The organism is Streptomyces sp. NPDC056948 (assembly GCF_042674225.1).
In the GTDB taxonomy this organism is placed as follows: Bacteria; Actinomycetota; Actinomycetes; order Streptomycetales; family Streptomycetaceae; genus Streptomyces; species Streptomyces purpurascens.
The window spans coordinates 1-13,659 of record NZ_JBHUQX010000260.1 but is presented as its reverse complement, the minus strand read 5'-3'; the positions used below and the strand labels follow the sequence as shown (position 1 = coordinate 13,659).

At 70.5% G+C, this 13,659-nt stretch carries 11 protein-coding genes and 1 riboswitch; of the genes, 10 read left to right on the top strand and 1 reads right to left on the bottom strand.

What is annotated here, in order from left to right; genetic code table 11:
• Positions 1 to 83 precede the first annotated feature (83 nt).
• The 8 genes from shc to ACFTZL_RS28730 all read left to right on the top strand — a co-directional run bounded on the left by shc (position 84) and on the right by ACFTZL_RS28730 (position 9,133).
• A complete protein-coding gene (shc, locus tag ACFTZL_RS28765; RefSeq protein ID WP_382588394.1) occupies positions 84 to 2,117 on the top strand; it encodes a squalene--hopene cyclase in 2,034 nt (677 codons plus the stop codon).
• Positions 2,117 to 2,758: a 1-hydroxy-2-methyl-2-butenyl 4-diphosphate reductase gene (locus tag ACFTZL_RS28760; RefSeq protein ID WP_382588392.1), complete on the top strand. Its 642-nt coding sequence runs from the start codon at positions 2,117 to 2,119 to the stop codon at positions 2,756 to 2,758. The genes shc and ACFTZL_RS28760 overlap by 1 nt, the downstream gene beginning before the upstream one ends.
• Before the next feature lie 5 nt (positions 2,759 to 2,763).
• Complete coding sequence (gene hpnH / locus ACFTZL_RS28755; protein WP_382588390.1) at positions 2,764 to 3,795, top strand: adenosyl-hopene transferase HpnH; 1,032 nt, start codon at positions 2,764 to 2,766, stop codon at positions 3,793 to 3,795.
• Positions 3,792 to 4,949 (top strand): flavodoxin-dependent (E)-4-hydroxy-3-methylbut-2-enyl-diphosphate synthase, encoded by a 1,158-nt coding sequence (gene ispG, locus ACFTZL_RS28750; RefSeq protein ID WP_382588388.1) that lies wholly within the window; start codon positions 3,792 to 3,794, stop codon positions 4,947 to 4,949. The genes hpnH and ispG overlap by 4 nt, the downstream gene beginning before the upstream one ends.
• Before the next feature lie 27 nt (positions 4,950 to 4,976).
• Positions 4,977 to 6,872 carry a 1-deoxy-D-xylulose-5-phosphate synthase gene (dxs, locus tag ACFTZL_RS28745; protein ID WP_382588386.1) on the top strand — a complete coding sequence of 632 codons (1,896 nt, stop codon included), beginning with the start codon at positions 4,977 to 4,979 and terminating at the stop codon, positions 6,870 to 6,872.
• The gene (locus ACFTZL_RS28740) at positions 6,869 to 8,284 is read left to right on the top strand and encodes an aspartate aminotransferase family protein (RefSeq protein WP_382588384.1); all 1,416 of its coding nucleotides are present in this window, start codon (positions 6,869 to 6,871) and stop codon (positions 8,282 to 8,284) included. Before dxs ends, ACFTZL_RS28740 begins: the two co-directional genes overlap by 4 nt.
• Before the next feature lie 85 nt (positions 8,285 to 8,369).
• Entirely contained in the window at positions 8,370 to 9,017 is a 648-nt protein-coding gene (locus ACFTZL_RS28735) for a helix-turn-helix domain-containing protein (RefSeq protein ID WP_382588382.1), read from the top strand.
• A complete protein-coding gene (locus ACFTZL_RS28730; protein ID WP_037834720.1) occupies positions 9,014 to 9,133 on the top strand; it encodes a DUF6126 family protein in 120 nt (39 codons plus the stop codon). Before ACFTZL_RS28735 ends, ACFTZL_RS28730 begins: the two co-directional genes overlap by 4 nt.
• Before the next feature lie 8 nt (positions 9,134 to 9,141).
• On the opposite strand, the gene ACFTZL_RS28725 is transcribed toward ACFTZL_RS28730, so the two are convergent.
• A complete protein-coding gene (locus ACFTZL_RS28725) occupies positions 9,142 to 9,939 on the bottom strand; it encodes a tyrosine-protein phosphatase (RefSeq protein ID WP_382588380.1) in 798 nt (265 codons plus the stop codon).
• A gap of 179 nt (positions 9,940 to 10,118) precedes the next feature.
• Here ACFTZL_RS28725 and ACFTZL_RS28720 point away from each other — a divergent pair, with 179 nt between their 5' ends.
• Complete coding sequence (locus ACFTZL_RS28720) at positions 10,119 to 12,200, top strand: alpha-galactosidase (protein WP_382588378.1); 2,082 nt, start codon at positions 10,119 to 10,121, stop codon at positions 12,198 to 12,200.
• Positions 12,201 to 12,522: 322 nt separating this feature from the next.
• A riboswitch (cyclic di-AMP (ydaO/yuaA leader) is annotated at positions 12,523 to 12,679 on the top strand.
• Between the two features lie 4 nt (positions 12,680 to 12,683).
• Entirely contained in the window at positions 12,684 to 13,607 is a 924-nt protein-coding gene (locus tag ACFTZL_RS28715; protein WP_382588376.1) for a peptidoglycan DD-metalloendopeptidase family protein, read from the top strand.
• The last annotated feature ends 52 nt before the right edge of the window (positions 13,608 to 13,659 follow it).

Below are 13,659 nucleotides of genomic sequence, written 5' to 3'. Positions count from 1 at the left end.
GTGCCGCGAGACAGCACGGAGCACCGGCCGACGGCGGACCCACAGCAGCTGCACACCTTGCACCACTGCACGAAGGGGAAGCCATGACAGCGACGACCGACGGAAGCACCGGGGCCCTGCCACCCCGCGCCGCCGCGGCCAGCGAACACGACACCGACATCCCCGCGGCGGCCGGGGTACCAGAAGCCGCCGCACGCGCCGCCCGGCGCGCCACCGACTTCCTGCTCTCCCGCCAGGACGCCGAGGGCTGGTGGAAGGGCGACCTCGAGACCAACGTCACGATGGACGCCGAGGACCTGCTGCTCCGTCAGTTCCTCGGCATCCGCGACGAGAAGACCACCCAGGCCGCGGCCCTCTTCATCCGCGGCGAGCAGCGCGACGACGGCGCCTGGGCCACCTTCTACGGCGGCCCCGGCGAGCTCTCCGCCAGCATCGAGGCCTACGTCGCCCTCCGCCTGGCAGGAGACGCGCCCGACGCGCCCCACATGGCCGCTGCCTCCGCCTGGATCCGCGAGCGGGGCGGCATCGCCGCCGCCCGGGTCTTCACCCGGATCTGGCTCGCGCTGTTCGGCTGGTGGAAGTGGGACGACCTGCCCGAACTCCCGCCGGAACTCATCTGGTTCCCGAAGTGGCTGCCGCTCAACATCTACGACTTCGGCTGCTGGGCCCGGCAGACCATCGTGCCGCTGACGATCGTCTCCGCGAAGCGGCCGGTACGCCCCGCGCCCTTCCCGCTCGACGAGCTGCACACCGACCCGGCCGCCCCGAACCCCGTCAAGCCCCTGGCCCCGATGGCCAGTTGGGACGGCGCCTTCCAGCGGATGGACAAGGGCCTGCACGCCCTGCGGAAGGTCGCCCCGCGCCGGCTGCGCAGAGCCGCCATGAACAGCGCCGCCCGCTGGATCGTCGAACGGCAGGAGAACGACGGCTGCTGGGGCGGAATCCAGCCGCCCGCCGTGTACTCGATCATCGCCCTGCACCTGCTCGGCTACGACCTCCAGCACCCCGTGATGCGGGAGGGCCTGGCGTCCCTGGACCGGTTCGCCGTATGGCGCGAGGACGGGGCCCGGATGATCGAGGCCTGCCAGTCGCCGGTCTGGGACACCTGCCTCGCCGCGATCGCGCTCGCCGACGCCGGACTGCCCGCCGACCACCCCCGGTTGGTGAAGGCCGCGGACTGGATGCTGGGCGAGGAGATCGTCAGACCCGGCGACTGGTCCGTCAAGCGGCCCGGACTGCCGCCCGGCGGCTGGGCGTTCGAGTTCCACAACGACAACTACCCCGACATCGACGACACCGCCGAGGTGATCCTCGCGCTGCGCCGGATCACCCACCACGATCCGGAGCGGATCGACAAGGCCATCGGGCGCGGTCTGCGCTGGACCCTGGGCATGCAGTCGAAGAACGGCGCGTGGGCCGCCTTCGACGTCGACAACACCAGCCCGTTCCCGAACCGGCTGCCGTTCTGCGACTTCGGCGAGGTCATCGACCCGCCCTCCGCCGACGTCACCGCGCACGTCGTCGAGATGCTCGCGGTGGAAGGACTCGCCCACCACCCGCGCACCCGGCGCGGCATCGAGTGGCTGCTGGCCGAACAGGAGCCGGACGGCTCGTGGTTCGGGCGCTGGGGTGTCAACTACGTCTACGGCACCGGATCCGTCGTACCCGCCCTGGTGGCCGCAGGCATCCCCGCCGCGCACCCGGCGATCCGGCGGGCCGTGACCTGGCTGGAGTCCGTCCAGAACGACGACGGCGGCTGGGGCGAGGACCTGCGCTCCTACCACGACGTCAAGGAGTGGAGCGGCAAGGGCGCCTCGACCGCCTCCCAGACGGCGTGGGCGCTGATGGCCCTCCTCGCGGCGGGGAAGCGGGACTCCAAGCCCGTCGAACGCGGCGTCGAATGGCTCGCCGCCACCCAGCGGGCGGACGGCTCCTGGGACGAGCCGTACTTCACAGGGACGGGCTTCCCGTGGGACTTCTCGATCAACTACCACCTCTACCGGCAGGTCTTCCCGCTCACCGCGCTCGGCCGGTACGTCCACGGGGAGCCCTTCGCCGACCGGCACAAGGGGAGCGGTGAGGCCGGGAGGCCGTTCACCGAGGCCAAGGGGAGCTGATGACCGCCCAGCCCGCCCCGGTCCCGCTGCTGATCGCCTGCGCGCTCGGCATCGAGCAGCTCGCCCTGCGCGCGGGCGACCGAGGCGGCGCCGGCGGGCCGGTCACCGTGCTGCGCACCGGCATGGGACCGGCGGCGGCCGAGCGGTCCGTCACCCGGATGCTCGCCGATCCGGCCCAGCGCGACGCCGCCGTCCTGGCCACCGGCTTCTGCGCGGGTCTCGCGCCCGGCATGCACCCCGGCGACCTGGTCGTCGCCGAGGAGACCCGCGACCCGCGTGGCACGACCGCCTGTGTCGGCACCGAGCTGCTGGTCAAGGAGCTGGCCCGGGCCGTACCCGGGCGGACCGTGCACACCGGGCCGCTCACCGGCTCCGACCATGTCGTACGCGGTCCCGAACGGTCCGATCTCCTCGCCACCGGCGCGATCGCGGTCGACATGGAGTCCGCCGTCACGCTCCTGAGCGCCGTGCGCGCGGGCGAGCGCCCGGTTGCGGCCGTCCGGGTGGTCGTGGACGCTCCAGAACATGAACTCGTCCGGATCGGCACGGTGCGCGGTGGAATATCAGCTTTCCGTGTCCTTCGTTCCGTCCTTCCCGTTTTCTTCGAATGGCACCGTTCCTTGCTGCTCCCCAGGAGGTGAGCCAGATGGCCATGCCGCTTCGACAGTCCATCAAGGTCGCTACATATTTGGCTGAACAGAAGCTCCGCCGGCGGGACAAGTTCCCGCTGATCGTCGAGCTGGAGCCGCTGTTCGCCTGCAACCTCAAGTGCGAGGGGTGCGGCAAGATCCAGCACCCGGCCGGAGTGCTCAAGCAGCGGATGCCGGTCGCGCAGGCGGTCGGAGCGGTGCTGGAGTCCGGTGCCCCGATGGTGTCCATCGCCGGTGGCGAGCCGCTGATGCACCCGCAGATCGACGAGATCGTGCGTCAGCTCGTGGCCCGGCGGAAGTACGTTTTCCTGTGCACCAACGCGCTGCTCATGCGCAAGAAGATGGACAAGTTCAAGCCCTCCCCCTATTTCGCCTTCGCGGTGCACATCGACGGGCTGCGCGAGCGGCACGACGAGTCGGTGGCGAAGGAGGGCGTCTTCGACGAGGCCGTGGAGGCCATCAAGGAGGCCAAGCGGCGCGGCTTCCGGGTGACCACCAACTCGACCTTCTTCAACACGGACACCCCGCAGACCATCATCGAGGTGCTGAACTTCCTCAACGACGACCTCAAGGTCGACGAGATGATGATCTCGCCCGCCTATGCCTACGAGAAGGCCCCCGACCAGGAGCACTTCCTCGGCGTGGAGCAGACCCGCGAGCTGTTCAAGAAGGCCTTCGCGGGCGGCAACCGGCGGCGCTGGCGGCTCAACCACTCCCCGCTCTTCCTGGACTTCCTGGAGGGCAAGGTCGACTTCCCGTGCACCGCGTGGGCGATCCCGAACTACTCGCTGTTCGGCTGGCAGCGCCCCTGCTACCTGATGAGCGACGGGTACGTGCCGACGTACCGGGAGCTGGTCGAGGACACCGACTGGGACAAGTACGGCCGCGGCAAGGACCCGCGCTGTGCCAACTGCATGGCGCACTGCGGCTACGAGCCCACCGCCGTGCTCGCCACCATGGGATCGCTGAAGGAGTCCCTGCGCGCCCTGCGCGAGACGGTCTCCGGGAACCGGGAGCAGATGCCATGACCGCCATTTCGCTGGGTGTCCCCGAGGTGCCGGCCCGGCCGATCGCCGAGCGGCGCGTGTCGCGCCGGATCGAGGTCGGTCCGGTGCCGGTCGGGGGCGGGGCCCCGGTGTCGGTGCAGTCGATGACGACGACCCGTACGTCGGACATCGGCGCCACTCTGCAGCAGATCGCCGAACTCACCGCGTCCGGCTGCCAGATCGTCCGGGTCGCCTGCCCGACCCAGGACGACGCGGACGCGCTCGCGACCATCGCGCGCAAGTCGCAGATCCCGGTGATCGCGGACATCCACTTCCAGCCGAAGTACGTGTTCGCGGCCATCGAGGCGGGCTGCGCGGCCGTCCGCGTCAATCCCGGCAACATCAAGCAGTTCGACGACCGGATCAAGGAGATCGCGCAGGCCGCCAAGGACCACGGCACGCCGATCCGGATCGGAGTCAACGCCGGGTCGCTGGACCGGCGGCTGCTCCAGAAGTACGGCAGGGCGACCCCGGAGGCGCTGGTGGAGAGCGCTTTGTGGGAGGCCTCGCTGTTCGAGGAGCACGGCTTCCGGGACATCAAGATCTCCGTCAAGCACAACGACCCGGTCGTGATGATCGAGGCGTACCGGCAGCTCGCCGAGCAGTGCGACTACCCGCTGCACCTGGGGGTGACGGAGGCGGGCCCGGCGTTCCAGGGCACGATCAAGTCCGCGGTCGCGTTCGGCGCCCTGCTGTCCCGGGGCATCGGCGACACGATCCGGGTGTCGCTGTCGGCCCCGCCGGCCGAGGAGGTCAAGGTCGGCATCCAGATCCTGCAGTCCCTGGGCCTCAGGGAGCGCAGGCTGGAGATCGTCTCCTGTCCGTCCTGCGGGCGTGCCCAGGTCGATGTGTACAAGCTCGCCGACGAGGTCACGGCCGGACTCGAGGGCATGGAAGTGCCGCTGCGCGTCGCCGTCATGGGGTGTGTGGTCAACGGACCAGGCGAGGCGCGGGAGGCCGATCTGGGGGTGGCCTCCGGCAACGGCAAGGGGCAGATCTTCGTGAAGGGCGAGGTCATCAAGACCGTCCCCGAGTCGAAGATCGTCGAGACGCTGATCGAAGAGGCGATGAAGATCGCCGAGCAGATGGAGCAGGACGGCACGGGGCCGGGGGAGCCGGCCGTCACCGTGAGCTGAACAGCACGGAACCGAAGGGGGCCCGACGTGACGATTCTGGAGAGCATCCGGGGACCACGCGATCTGAAGGCGCTGTCCGAGGCGGAACTCGGTGAACTGTCCGACGAGATCAGGGAGTTCCTGGTGCACGCGGTCGCCAGGACCGGTGGCCATCTGGGACCCAATCTGGGCGTGGTGGAGCTCACCGTGGCCCTGCACCGGGTCTTCGAGTCACCGGTCGACCGCATCCTGTGGGACACCGGCCACCAGAGCTATGTCCACAAGCTTCTGACGGGACGGCAGGACTTCTCCAAACTGCGCGGCAAGGGCGGCCTGTCCGGCTACCCCTCGCGTGAGGAGTCCGAGCACGACGTCATCGAGAACAGCCACGCCTCCACCGCGCTCGGCTGGGCCGACGGGCTCGCCAAGGCCCGCCAGGTGCAGGGGGAGAAGGGCCATGTCGTCGCGGTCATCGGCGACGGCGCCCTGACCGGCGGCATGGCCTGGGAGGCCCTGAACAACATCGCCGCCGCCAAGAACCGGCCGCTGATCATCGTCGTCAACGACAACGAACGCTCCTACGCCCCCACCATCGGCGGCCTCGCCAACCACCTCGCGGCCCTGCGCACGACCGACAGCTACGAGCGGGTCCTGGCCTGGGGCAAGGACGTGCTCCAGGGCACGCCCCTGGTCGGCCACACCCTGTACGAGGCCCTGCACGGCGCGAAGAAGGGCTTCAAGGACGCCTTCGCCCCGCAGGGCCTGTTCGAGGACCTCGGCCTGAAGTACGTCGGCCCGATCGACGGGCACGACATCGGGGCCGTGGAGTCAGCCCTGCGGCGCGCGAAGCGCTTCCACGGGCCGGTCCTCGTCCACTGCCTCACCGAGAAGGGCCGCGGCTACGAACCCGCCCTCGCCCACGAGGAGGACCACTTCCACACCGTCGGCGTCATGGACCCGCTGACCTGCGCGCCGCTCTCACCGGCGGGCGGCCCCTCCTGGACCTCCGTGTTCGGCGACGAGATCGTCAGGATCGGCGAGGAGCGGGACGACGTGGTGGCGATCACCGCCGCCATGCTGCATCCGGTCGGCCTCGGCGGGTTCGCCGAGCGGTTCCCTGACCGGGTGTGGGACGTCGGCATCGCCGAGCAGCACGCGGCCGTGTCCGCGGCGGGCCTGGCGACGGGCGGTCTGCACCCGGTCGTCGCCGTCTACGCCACCTTCCTCAACCGTGCCTTCGACCAGCTCCTGATGGACGTGGCCCTGCACCGCTGCGGGGTGACCTTCGTCCTGGACCGGGCCGGGGTCACCGGGGTCGACGGGGCCTCCCACAACGGCATGTGGGACATGTCCGTCCTCCAGGTCGTCCCCGGCCTCAGGATCGCCGCGCCGCGTGACGCCGACCAGCTACGCGCCCAGCTCCGCGAGGCGGTCGCCGTCGACGACGCCCCGACCCTGCTGCGCTTCCCGAAGGAGTCCGTCGGCCCCTCGGTCCCGGCTCTCGACCGGGTGGGCGGACTGGACGTGCTGCACCGTGCTCAGGAGCCACGGGTTCTCCTGGTGGCCGTGGGCGTGATGGCGCCCGTCTGCCTCCAGGCCGCCGAACTCCTCGAAGCCCGCGGGATCGGCTGCACCGTCGTCGACCCCCGCTGGGTCAAGCCCGTCGACCCGGCGCTCCCGGGCCTCGCCGCCGACCACCGCCTGGTCGCCGTCGTCGAGGACAACAGCCGGGCGGCCGGGGTCGGCTCGGCCGTGGCGCTGGCCCTCGGTGACGCCGACGTCGACGTACCGGTACGGCGCTTCGGCATTCCGGAGCAGTTCCTCGCGCACGCCAAGCGCGGCGAGGTGCTCGCCGACATCGGCCTGACACCCGTCGAGATCGCCGGACGGATCAGCGCGAGCCTGGCCGTCAAGCAAGAGCTGTCCAAGGAGCCACTGGAATGACAACCGCCGAGTCCGCGTCGGAGTCGTCGCAGGCCGGGGAGTTCGACCTCGGCAAGGTGCTGGCCGAGCGCGCGGCCGAGCGCTACGAGCTGCACTCCAGATACCTCAACCACCAGCTCCCGCGCATGCTGCACACCATCGGCTTCGACAAGGTCTACGAGCGGGCCGAGGGCGCCTACTTCTACGACGCCGACGGCAACGACTACCTCGACATGCTCGCCGGGTTCGGGGTGATGGGGATCGGCCGCCACCACCCCGTCGTACGCAAGGCACTGCACGACGTCCTGGACGCCGGGCTCGCCGACCTCACCCGGTTCGACTGCCAGCCGCTGCCCGGCCTGCTGGCGGAGAAGCTGCTGGCGCACAGCCCGCATCTGGACCGGGTGTTCTTCGGCAACAGCGGCACGGAGGCGGTCGAGGGAGCGCTGAAGTTCGCCCGGTTCGTCACCGGCAGGCCCAGGATCCTGTACTGCGCGCACGCCTTCCACGGCCTGACCACCGGCTCCCTCTCCGTGAACGGCGAGTCCGGCTTCCGCGACGGCTTCGCCCCGCTGCTGCCCGACACGGCCGTACCGCTCGGCGACCTCGACGCGCTGGCACGGGAGCTGAAGAAGGGCGACGTCGCCGCCCTGATCGTCGAGCCGATCCAGGGCAAGGGCGTGCTGGCCGCCCCGCCCGGCTATCTGCTCGCCGCGCAGGAACTGCTGCACCGGCACAAGGCGCTGCTCATCGCCGACGAGGTGCAGACCGGCCTCGGCCGCACCGGCGACTTCTACGGCTACCAGCACGAGGACGGTGTGGAACCCGACCTGGTGTGCGTGGCCAAGGCGCTCTCCGGCGGCTATGTGCCGGTCGGCGCCACGCTCGGCAAGGACTGGATCTTCAAGAAGGTCTACTCGTCCATGGACCGGGTGCTGGTCCACTCGGCGAGCTTCGGGTCCAACGCGCAGGCCATGGCGGCGGGCCTGGCGGTGCTGTCGGTGATGGAGAACGAGCAGGTCGTGGCGAACGTCCGCGCCACCGGAGAACAGCTCAGGTCCCGGTTGGCGGCACTGACGGACCGGTACGAGATGCTCGCCGACGTCCGCGGCCGGGGACTGATGATCGGCATCGAGTTCGGCCGGCCGAAGTCGCTGAAGCTGCGCAGCCGCTGGGCCATGCTCCAGGCCGCGCGCAAGGGGCTGTTCGCGCAGATGGTCGTCGTACCGCTGCTCCAGCGGCATCGGATCCTCACCCAGGTCTCGGGCGACCATATGGAGGTGATCAAGCTGATCCCGCCGCTGATCATCGGCGAGCGGGAGGTGGACCGGTTCGTCGACGCCTTCACCGCCGTGATGGACGACGCCCACGACGGCGGTCTGGTGTGGGACTTCGGGAAGACACTGGTCAAGCAGGCGGTGGCGAATCGGTAGGTGGGGGTTGTGGGGCGCGGGGCTGCGGGTTTGCCTCTGAGGCAAGAAAGTTGCCGCAGAGGCAAGTCTCCGGCTGAATGGAGGCATGAGCTCCTCCGAGACCGAGCGGTCCGGGTCCTCCGGGTCCGACTCGCCGGCCGAACAGCCCGGTGCGCTGCCCGCCGTCGCCCCGCAGCTGCGCGCGCTGCGGCGCCAGGCCTCCCTGACGCTGGAGGCCGCGGCCCGCGCCGCCGGGCTGTCGCCCGCCCACCTCTCCCGTCTGGAGACCGGACAGCGCCAGCCCTCGCTGCCGATGCTGCTCGCGCTCGCCCGCGTCTACGGTACGACCGTCTCCGAACTGCTGGGTGAGACGGTCGCGGGCCGGGACGCCGTCGTCCGCGCGGCCGACATGGAACCGACCGCGGCAGGCGGCTGGACGTACTGGCAGGCCGGCGCCTCCGGGCGCGGGATGCAGGCCCTGCGCGTCCATGTGCCCCACGGCTCCCAGGGCGACATCGTGCGCGTCCACCCGGGAGAGGAGTGGCTCCATGTGCTGCGGGGCCGGCTGCGGCTGCGCCTCGGGGACGCCACCCACCGGCTGGCGCCCGGCGACAGCGCCCACTTCGACTCGCTCACCCCGCACCGGATCGCCGCCGAGGACCAGGACGGCGTCGAGCTGCTTTTCGTCCACACCCTGTTGCAGAGTCCCACGGCCACCCTGTGCCTGGGCCCCACCCCTGGAGAGACGCCTTGAGCGACATGGAGGAGAAGTTCCCGCGCGCCCTGTGGGTGCGGCTGTTCATCTACCTCGTGATGGGGCATGTCTTCGCCGCGTTCGTCTATTTCCTCTTCGAGGCGGGGGCCCGCTGACCCGTACCTCAGTCGAGAAGCCGCTCGCGCAGTCGCTCACGCGTCTCCGGAGCGAGCTCGAGCCCCTTCTCCAGATAGGCGTCGACGCCGCCCCAGGTCTCCTCAATGGTGTCGAACGCCGTTGTCAGATACTCGGCGCGCGCGTCGAACAGGGGGCTGAGCAGCTCCATGACCTCGGGGGAGTAGGCCGAGTCGGCGGAGCCGCTGCGCCGCACCTTGTAGCGGCGGTGCTTGGCGTTCGACTTCAGGTAGTCCTCGACGATCGCCTCGCGCTCGACGCCCACCGCGAGCAGCGTCACCGCGACCGACAGACCCGCGCGGTCCTTGCCCGCCGCGCAGTGCATCAGCGCGGGGACGCTGTCCTCGGCGAGCGCGTGCAGCACCTTCGAGTGCTCGGCGGTGCGGTGCTTGATGATCGTGCGGTACGAGGCGATCATCCGGCCCGCGCCCTTGCCGTCCGAGAGGATCGCGCGCAGTTGCTCCAGGTCGCCGTCGCGGACCATCTTCCAGAACTCGGCGCCGTCGGCGGGGTCGCTCAGCGGCAGGTTCACATTGCGTACGCCCGGCAGCTCGACGTCCGGCCCCTCGAGCTTCTGGTCGGCCTCGTTGCGGAAGTCGAAGATCGTGTGCAGGCCCAGACCGGTCAGGAAGGCGGCGTCCTCGCCGGTCGCGTGCGCGAGGTGGCCGCTGCGGAACAGCACTCCCTGCCGCACCCGCCGTCCGTCCTCGGTCGGCAGCCCGCCCACATCACGGAAGTTGCGCACTGCGGCCAGCTCGGGTTCGGTCGAGGGGACCTGCTGCGTCACGGGGGCTCCTCCCACTCGGCGCCGTCGTCGCGGCTCGTCGACGGGCACCACCCGACGATACGACATGCCTGCCAGGGGCAATGAGTTGTCCACAGGCGTTGCCCGGAGCCCCCGAAGCCCTCGATGATGTTCGTGCCTGGTCGCACCTGGTCGGGCTTGTTCGAATCTGTGAGGGCTTGATGCTGGAGATCTCCGAAGACGGTCGTACATGGGTGCTCTCGGGGCCGGCCAGCAGTTACGCCGTCCATGTCACCGACCGGGACGAACTGCTGCACCTGCACTGGGGTGCCCAAATCGGCCTCGCCGACGCCGAGGCCCTGGCCGTCCGGCCGCTGCCGGACTACTGGGCCTTCGAATCCCCGCTCGACGGGCGCGAGGAGTACCCGGTCGAGGGCGGCCCCCGCTTCGCCCGGCCCGCCCTGTCCGTGCGCACCGCCGAGCGGCGCGGCACCGAGTGGGCCTACGAGGGCCATGACACCGGCGACGGCGACGGCGAGCTGCGGCTCCGCTTCCGCGACGGCGACCTGGCCGTCACGCTGCACTACCGGATGCGCTCCTCGGCCGATGTCGTCGAGCGCTGGGTGACCCTGGAGAACCACGGACCGGCCGTCGAGGTGCTGCGCGCCGACTCCGCCACCTGGACCCTGCCCGACCGTGACACCTGGCGGCTGTCCCAGCTCCACGGCCGCTGGGGCGCCGAGTCCCGGCTGACGCGCTCCGCCCTCACCTACGGCGAGAAGGTCATCGGCAGCCGCCGCGGCCACACCTCCCACCAGCATCTGCCGTGGGTCGCGCTCGACACCGACGCGACCGAGGAGCGCGGGGAGGTCTACGGCTGCGCCCTGGGCTGGTCCGGGTCCTGGCGGATCGCGGTCGCCCAACTCCCGGACGCGCGCGTGCAGATCACCGGCGGGGCCGGACATGACGACTCGGGCCTGCTGACGCTGGGCACGGGCGAGTCGTACACCACCCCCGTCTTCGCCGGGCTCTGGAGCGACGGCGGCTTCGGCGGGGCGAGCCGCGCCTGGCACGCCTACCAGCGGACCCACGTCGTCCCGGACGCGGACCGGGACCGGCCGGTGCTGTTCAACTCCTGGGAGGCCACCGAGTTCGACATCTCGGAGGGGCAGCAGCGGGCGCTCGCCGCGCGGGCCGCGGCCATGGGTGTCGAGCTGTTCGTGGTCGACGACGGCTGGTTCGGGTCCCGGACCAGCGACCGGGCCGGGCTCGGTGACTGGACGCCCAACCCCGACCGCTTCCCGGGCGGGCTGAAGCCGCTCGCCGACCATGTGCACGGCCTCGGCATGCAGTTCGGGATCTGGGTCGAGCCGGAGATGGTCAACGCGGACAGCGACCTGTACCGCGCGCACCCCGACTGGGTGCAGTACCAACCGGGACGAAAGCGGACGGAATTCCGCAATCAGCTCGTACTGAACCTGGCCCGTGAGGACGTCCAGGAGTACCTGTGGGAGCAGCTCGACGGGCTGCTCTCCAGTGCGCCGATCGACTACGTCAAGTGGGACTTCAACCGCTGCTTCACCGACGCCGGCTGGCCGGACGACCCCTACCCGCAGCGGCTCTGGGTCGACCACGTCCGCGCCCTGTACGCCCTGCTGGACCGGCTGCGGGCGGCCCACCCCGGTGTGGCCTTCGAGTCCTGCTCGGGCGGCGGCGGCCGGATCGACCTCGGGGTGCTGGGCCGCACGGACCAGGTGTGGACCTCCGACAACACCGACCCGCTCGACCGGCTCGCCATCCAGCACGGCTTCAGCCAGATCCATCCGGCCCGGGTGATGGCCGCCTGGGTCACCGACAGCCCGAACGCCATGCTCAACCAGCGGGCCAGCTCCCTGCGGTTCCGGTTCGTCAGCGCCATGGCCGGGGTGCTCGGAGTGGGCGGCGACCTCACGCGGTGGACGGCGGAGGAGCTCGCCGAGGCGCGGCGGTGGGTGGAGCTCTACAAGGAGATCCGGCCCGTGGTGCAGCGCGGCGACCTGTACCGACTGAGGGCCCCGGAGGGCGGCTCGAGTGCGGTGCAGTACGTCCTCGGTGACGAGACCGTCGTCCTGGCCTGGCTCCAGGCGCAGCGCTACGGCGAGCCCGTTCCGGCGCTCCGGCTGCGGGGTCTCGACCCGACAGCAGCGTATGAATGCCTCGAAACGGGCGAAGTTCACCGAGGGGCCGTACTGGCGCATCACGGGCTGCGGCTCGGCCTGCGCGGGGACCTGGATGCCACGGTCGTCCGTCTTAAGCGCAAGTAGCCGTTCTGTCCGAATAAGGCGAATAAGGCACTTCAGGTGTTTCGGTATAACGTGCCCCGATCGTAAAGGAGATGGGGTCGGGGTGCGTGACCATCGTCATATTCGTGACGATGTGTTGTCGTCATGTTCACGTAATTCTTGCGTTATTCAGGGGCATTGAGGAAAAACGGAGATCGGGAATCCACGCTCGGTGACGGGAAATGTGCCGACGCATCAAGGAAAAGACCGTCACAGGCAACCGCAAGCTTGTCCCATTGCGTCTGAGTCGCTTACGTTCCACACCAATCCGGACGGACGCCTAATCCTGCCGCCGCCCGGAGCCCGCACACACTCACCCGTGTATGGCAGGAGCGGGGGACCCACAGGTACGACGCCTGTTCCGGTTCCCGGAACGGCTTGGGGTTCAGCCGCACTTCGGCGCGGCCGGGCATCTCCAGCCCGCACCCGACAGCTCACCTCGCAGGCGCCGGAGAGGAATCCGCCATGCCCGCGAAGGGTAAGCATCGCCGTCCGAAGTCCCAGCGTTTCACCCGCTCCATTGCCGTCGCCGGAACCGGTGGGGCCGCTCTCGCCCTTCCGCTCATGGGGGCCGCAGGCGCCCACGCCGCGACCCCGCAGTCGGCCCCGGAAAAGGCCGTCCAGTCTGCTCCGGCCGCTGAGAAGAAGGCCGCCGAAAAGGCCACGGGCGCTCACACGTACACCGTGAAGGCCGGCGACTATCTCGCGAAGATCGCCGACGACCAGAACGTCAGCGGCGGCTGGAAGAAGCTCTACGCCGACAACCGTGACGAGGTCGGTGCCGACCCGTCGCTGATCCACCCGGGCCTGAAGCTCTCGGTCGGCAAGAAGGCGGCGAGCGAGCCCAAGACGCAGTCGTCCGCGCCGAAGGCGGCCGAGAAGCCGAAGGCGTCGGCTGAGAAGTCGCCCGCCTCCGAGTCGTCCTCCAAGGCCGACACCGCCGCCAAGCCGGCTGCCGCCAAGCCGGCCGCCGAGGCCTCCGGCTTCAGCCTCCCGGTGGACGGCGCCGCCGTCGGCACCCCGTACCACATGTCCGGCAGCATGTGGTCCAGCGGCTACCACACCGGTGTCGACTTCGTCGTCCCGACCGGCACCTCGCTCAAGGCCGTCGGCGCGGGCACGGTCGTCTCCGCCGGCTGGGGCGGCGCGTACGGCAACCAGGTCGTCATCCAGCTCGAGGACGGCAAGTACGCGCAGTACGCCCACCTGTCCCAGCTCTCCGTCTCGGCCGGTCAGACCGTGACGGCCGGGCAGCAGGTCGGCCTGTCCGGCGCCACCGGCAACGTCACCGGACCGCACCTGCACTTCGAGATCCGCACCTCGCCGGACTACGGCTCGGACGTGGACCCGGTCGCCTACCTGCGCTCGCACGGCGTCTCCGTGGGCTGACCGACCGCACGACCACCTGCCTGACACGCGGCCGAAGGCCGGACCCCGATCC

Coding starts and splice junctions, on each gene's coding strand:
- shc (WP_382588394.1), top strand. CDS start 84: ATGACAGCGACGACCGACGGAAGCACCGGGGCCCTGCCACCCCGCGCC.
- ACFTZL_RS28760 (WP_382588392.1), top strand. CDS start 2,117: ATGACCGCCCAGCCCGCCCCGGTCCCGCTGCTGATCGCCTGCGCGCTC.
- hpnH (WP_382588390.1), top strand. CDS start 2,764: ATGGCCATGCCGCTTCGACAGTCCATCAAGGTCGCTACATATTTGGCT.
- ispG (WP_382588388.1), top strand. CDS start 3,792: ATGACCGCCATTTCGCTGGGTGTCCCCGAGGTGCCGGCCCGGCCGATC.
- ACFTZL_RS28740 (WP_382588384.1), top strand. CDS start 6,869: ATGACAACCGCCGAGTCCGCGTCGGAGTCGTCGCAGGCCGGGGAGTTC.
- ACFTZL_RS28735 (WP_382588382.1), top strand. CDS start 8,370: ATGAGCTCCTCCGAGACCGAGCGGTCCGGGTCCTCCGGGTCCGACTCG.
- ACFTZL_RS28720 (WP_382588378.1), top strand. CDS start 10,119: ATGCTGGAGATCTCCGAAGACGGTCGTACATGGGTGCTCTCGGGGCCG.
- ACFTZL_RS28715 (WP_382588376.1), top strand. CDS start 12,684: ATGCCCGCGAAGGGTAAGCATCGCCGTCCGAAGTCCCAGCGTTTCACC.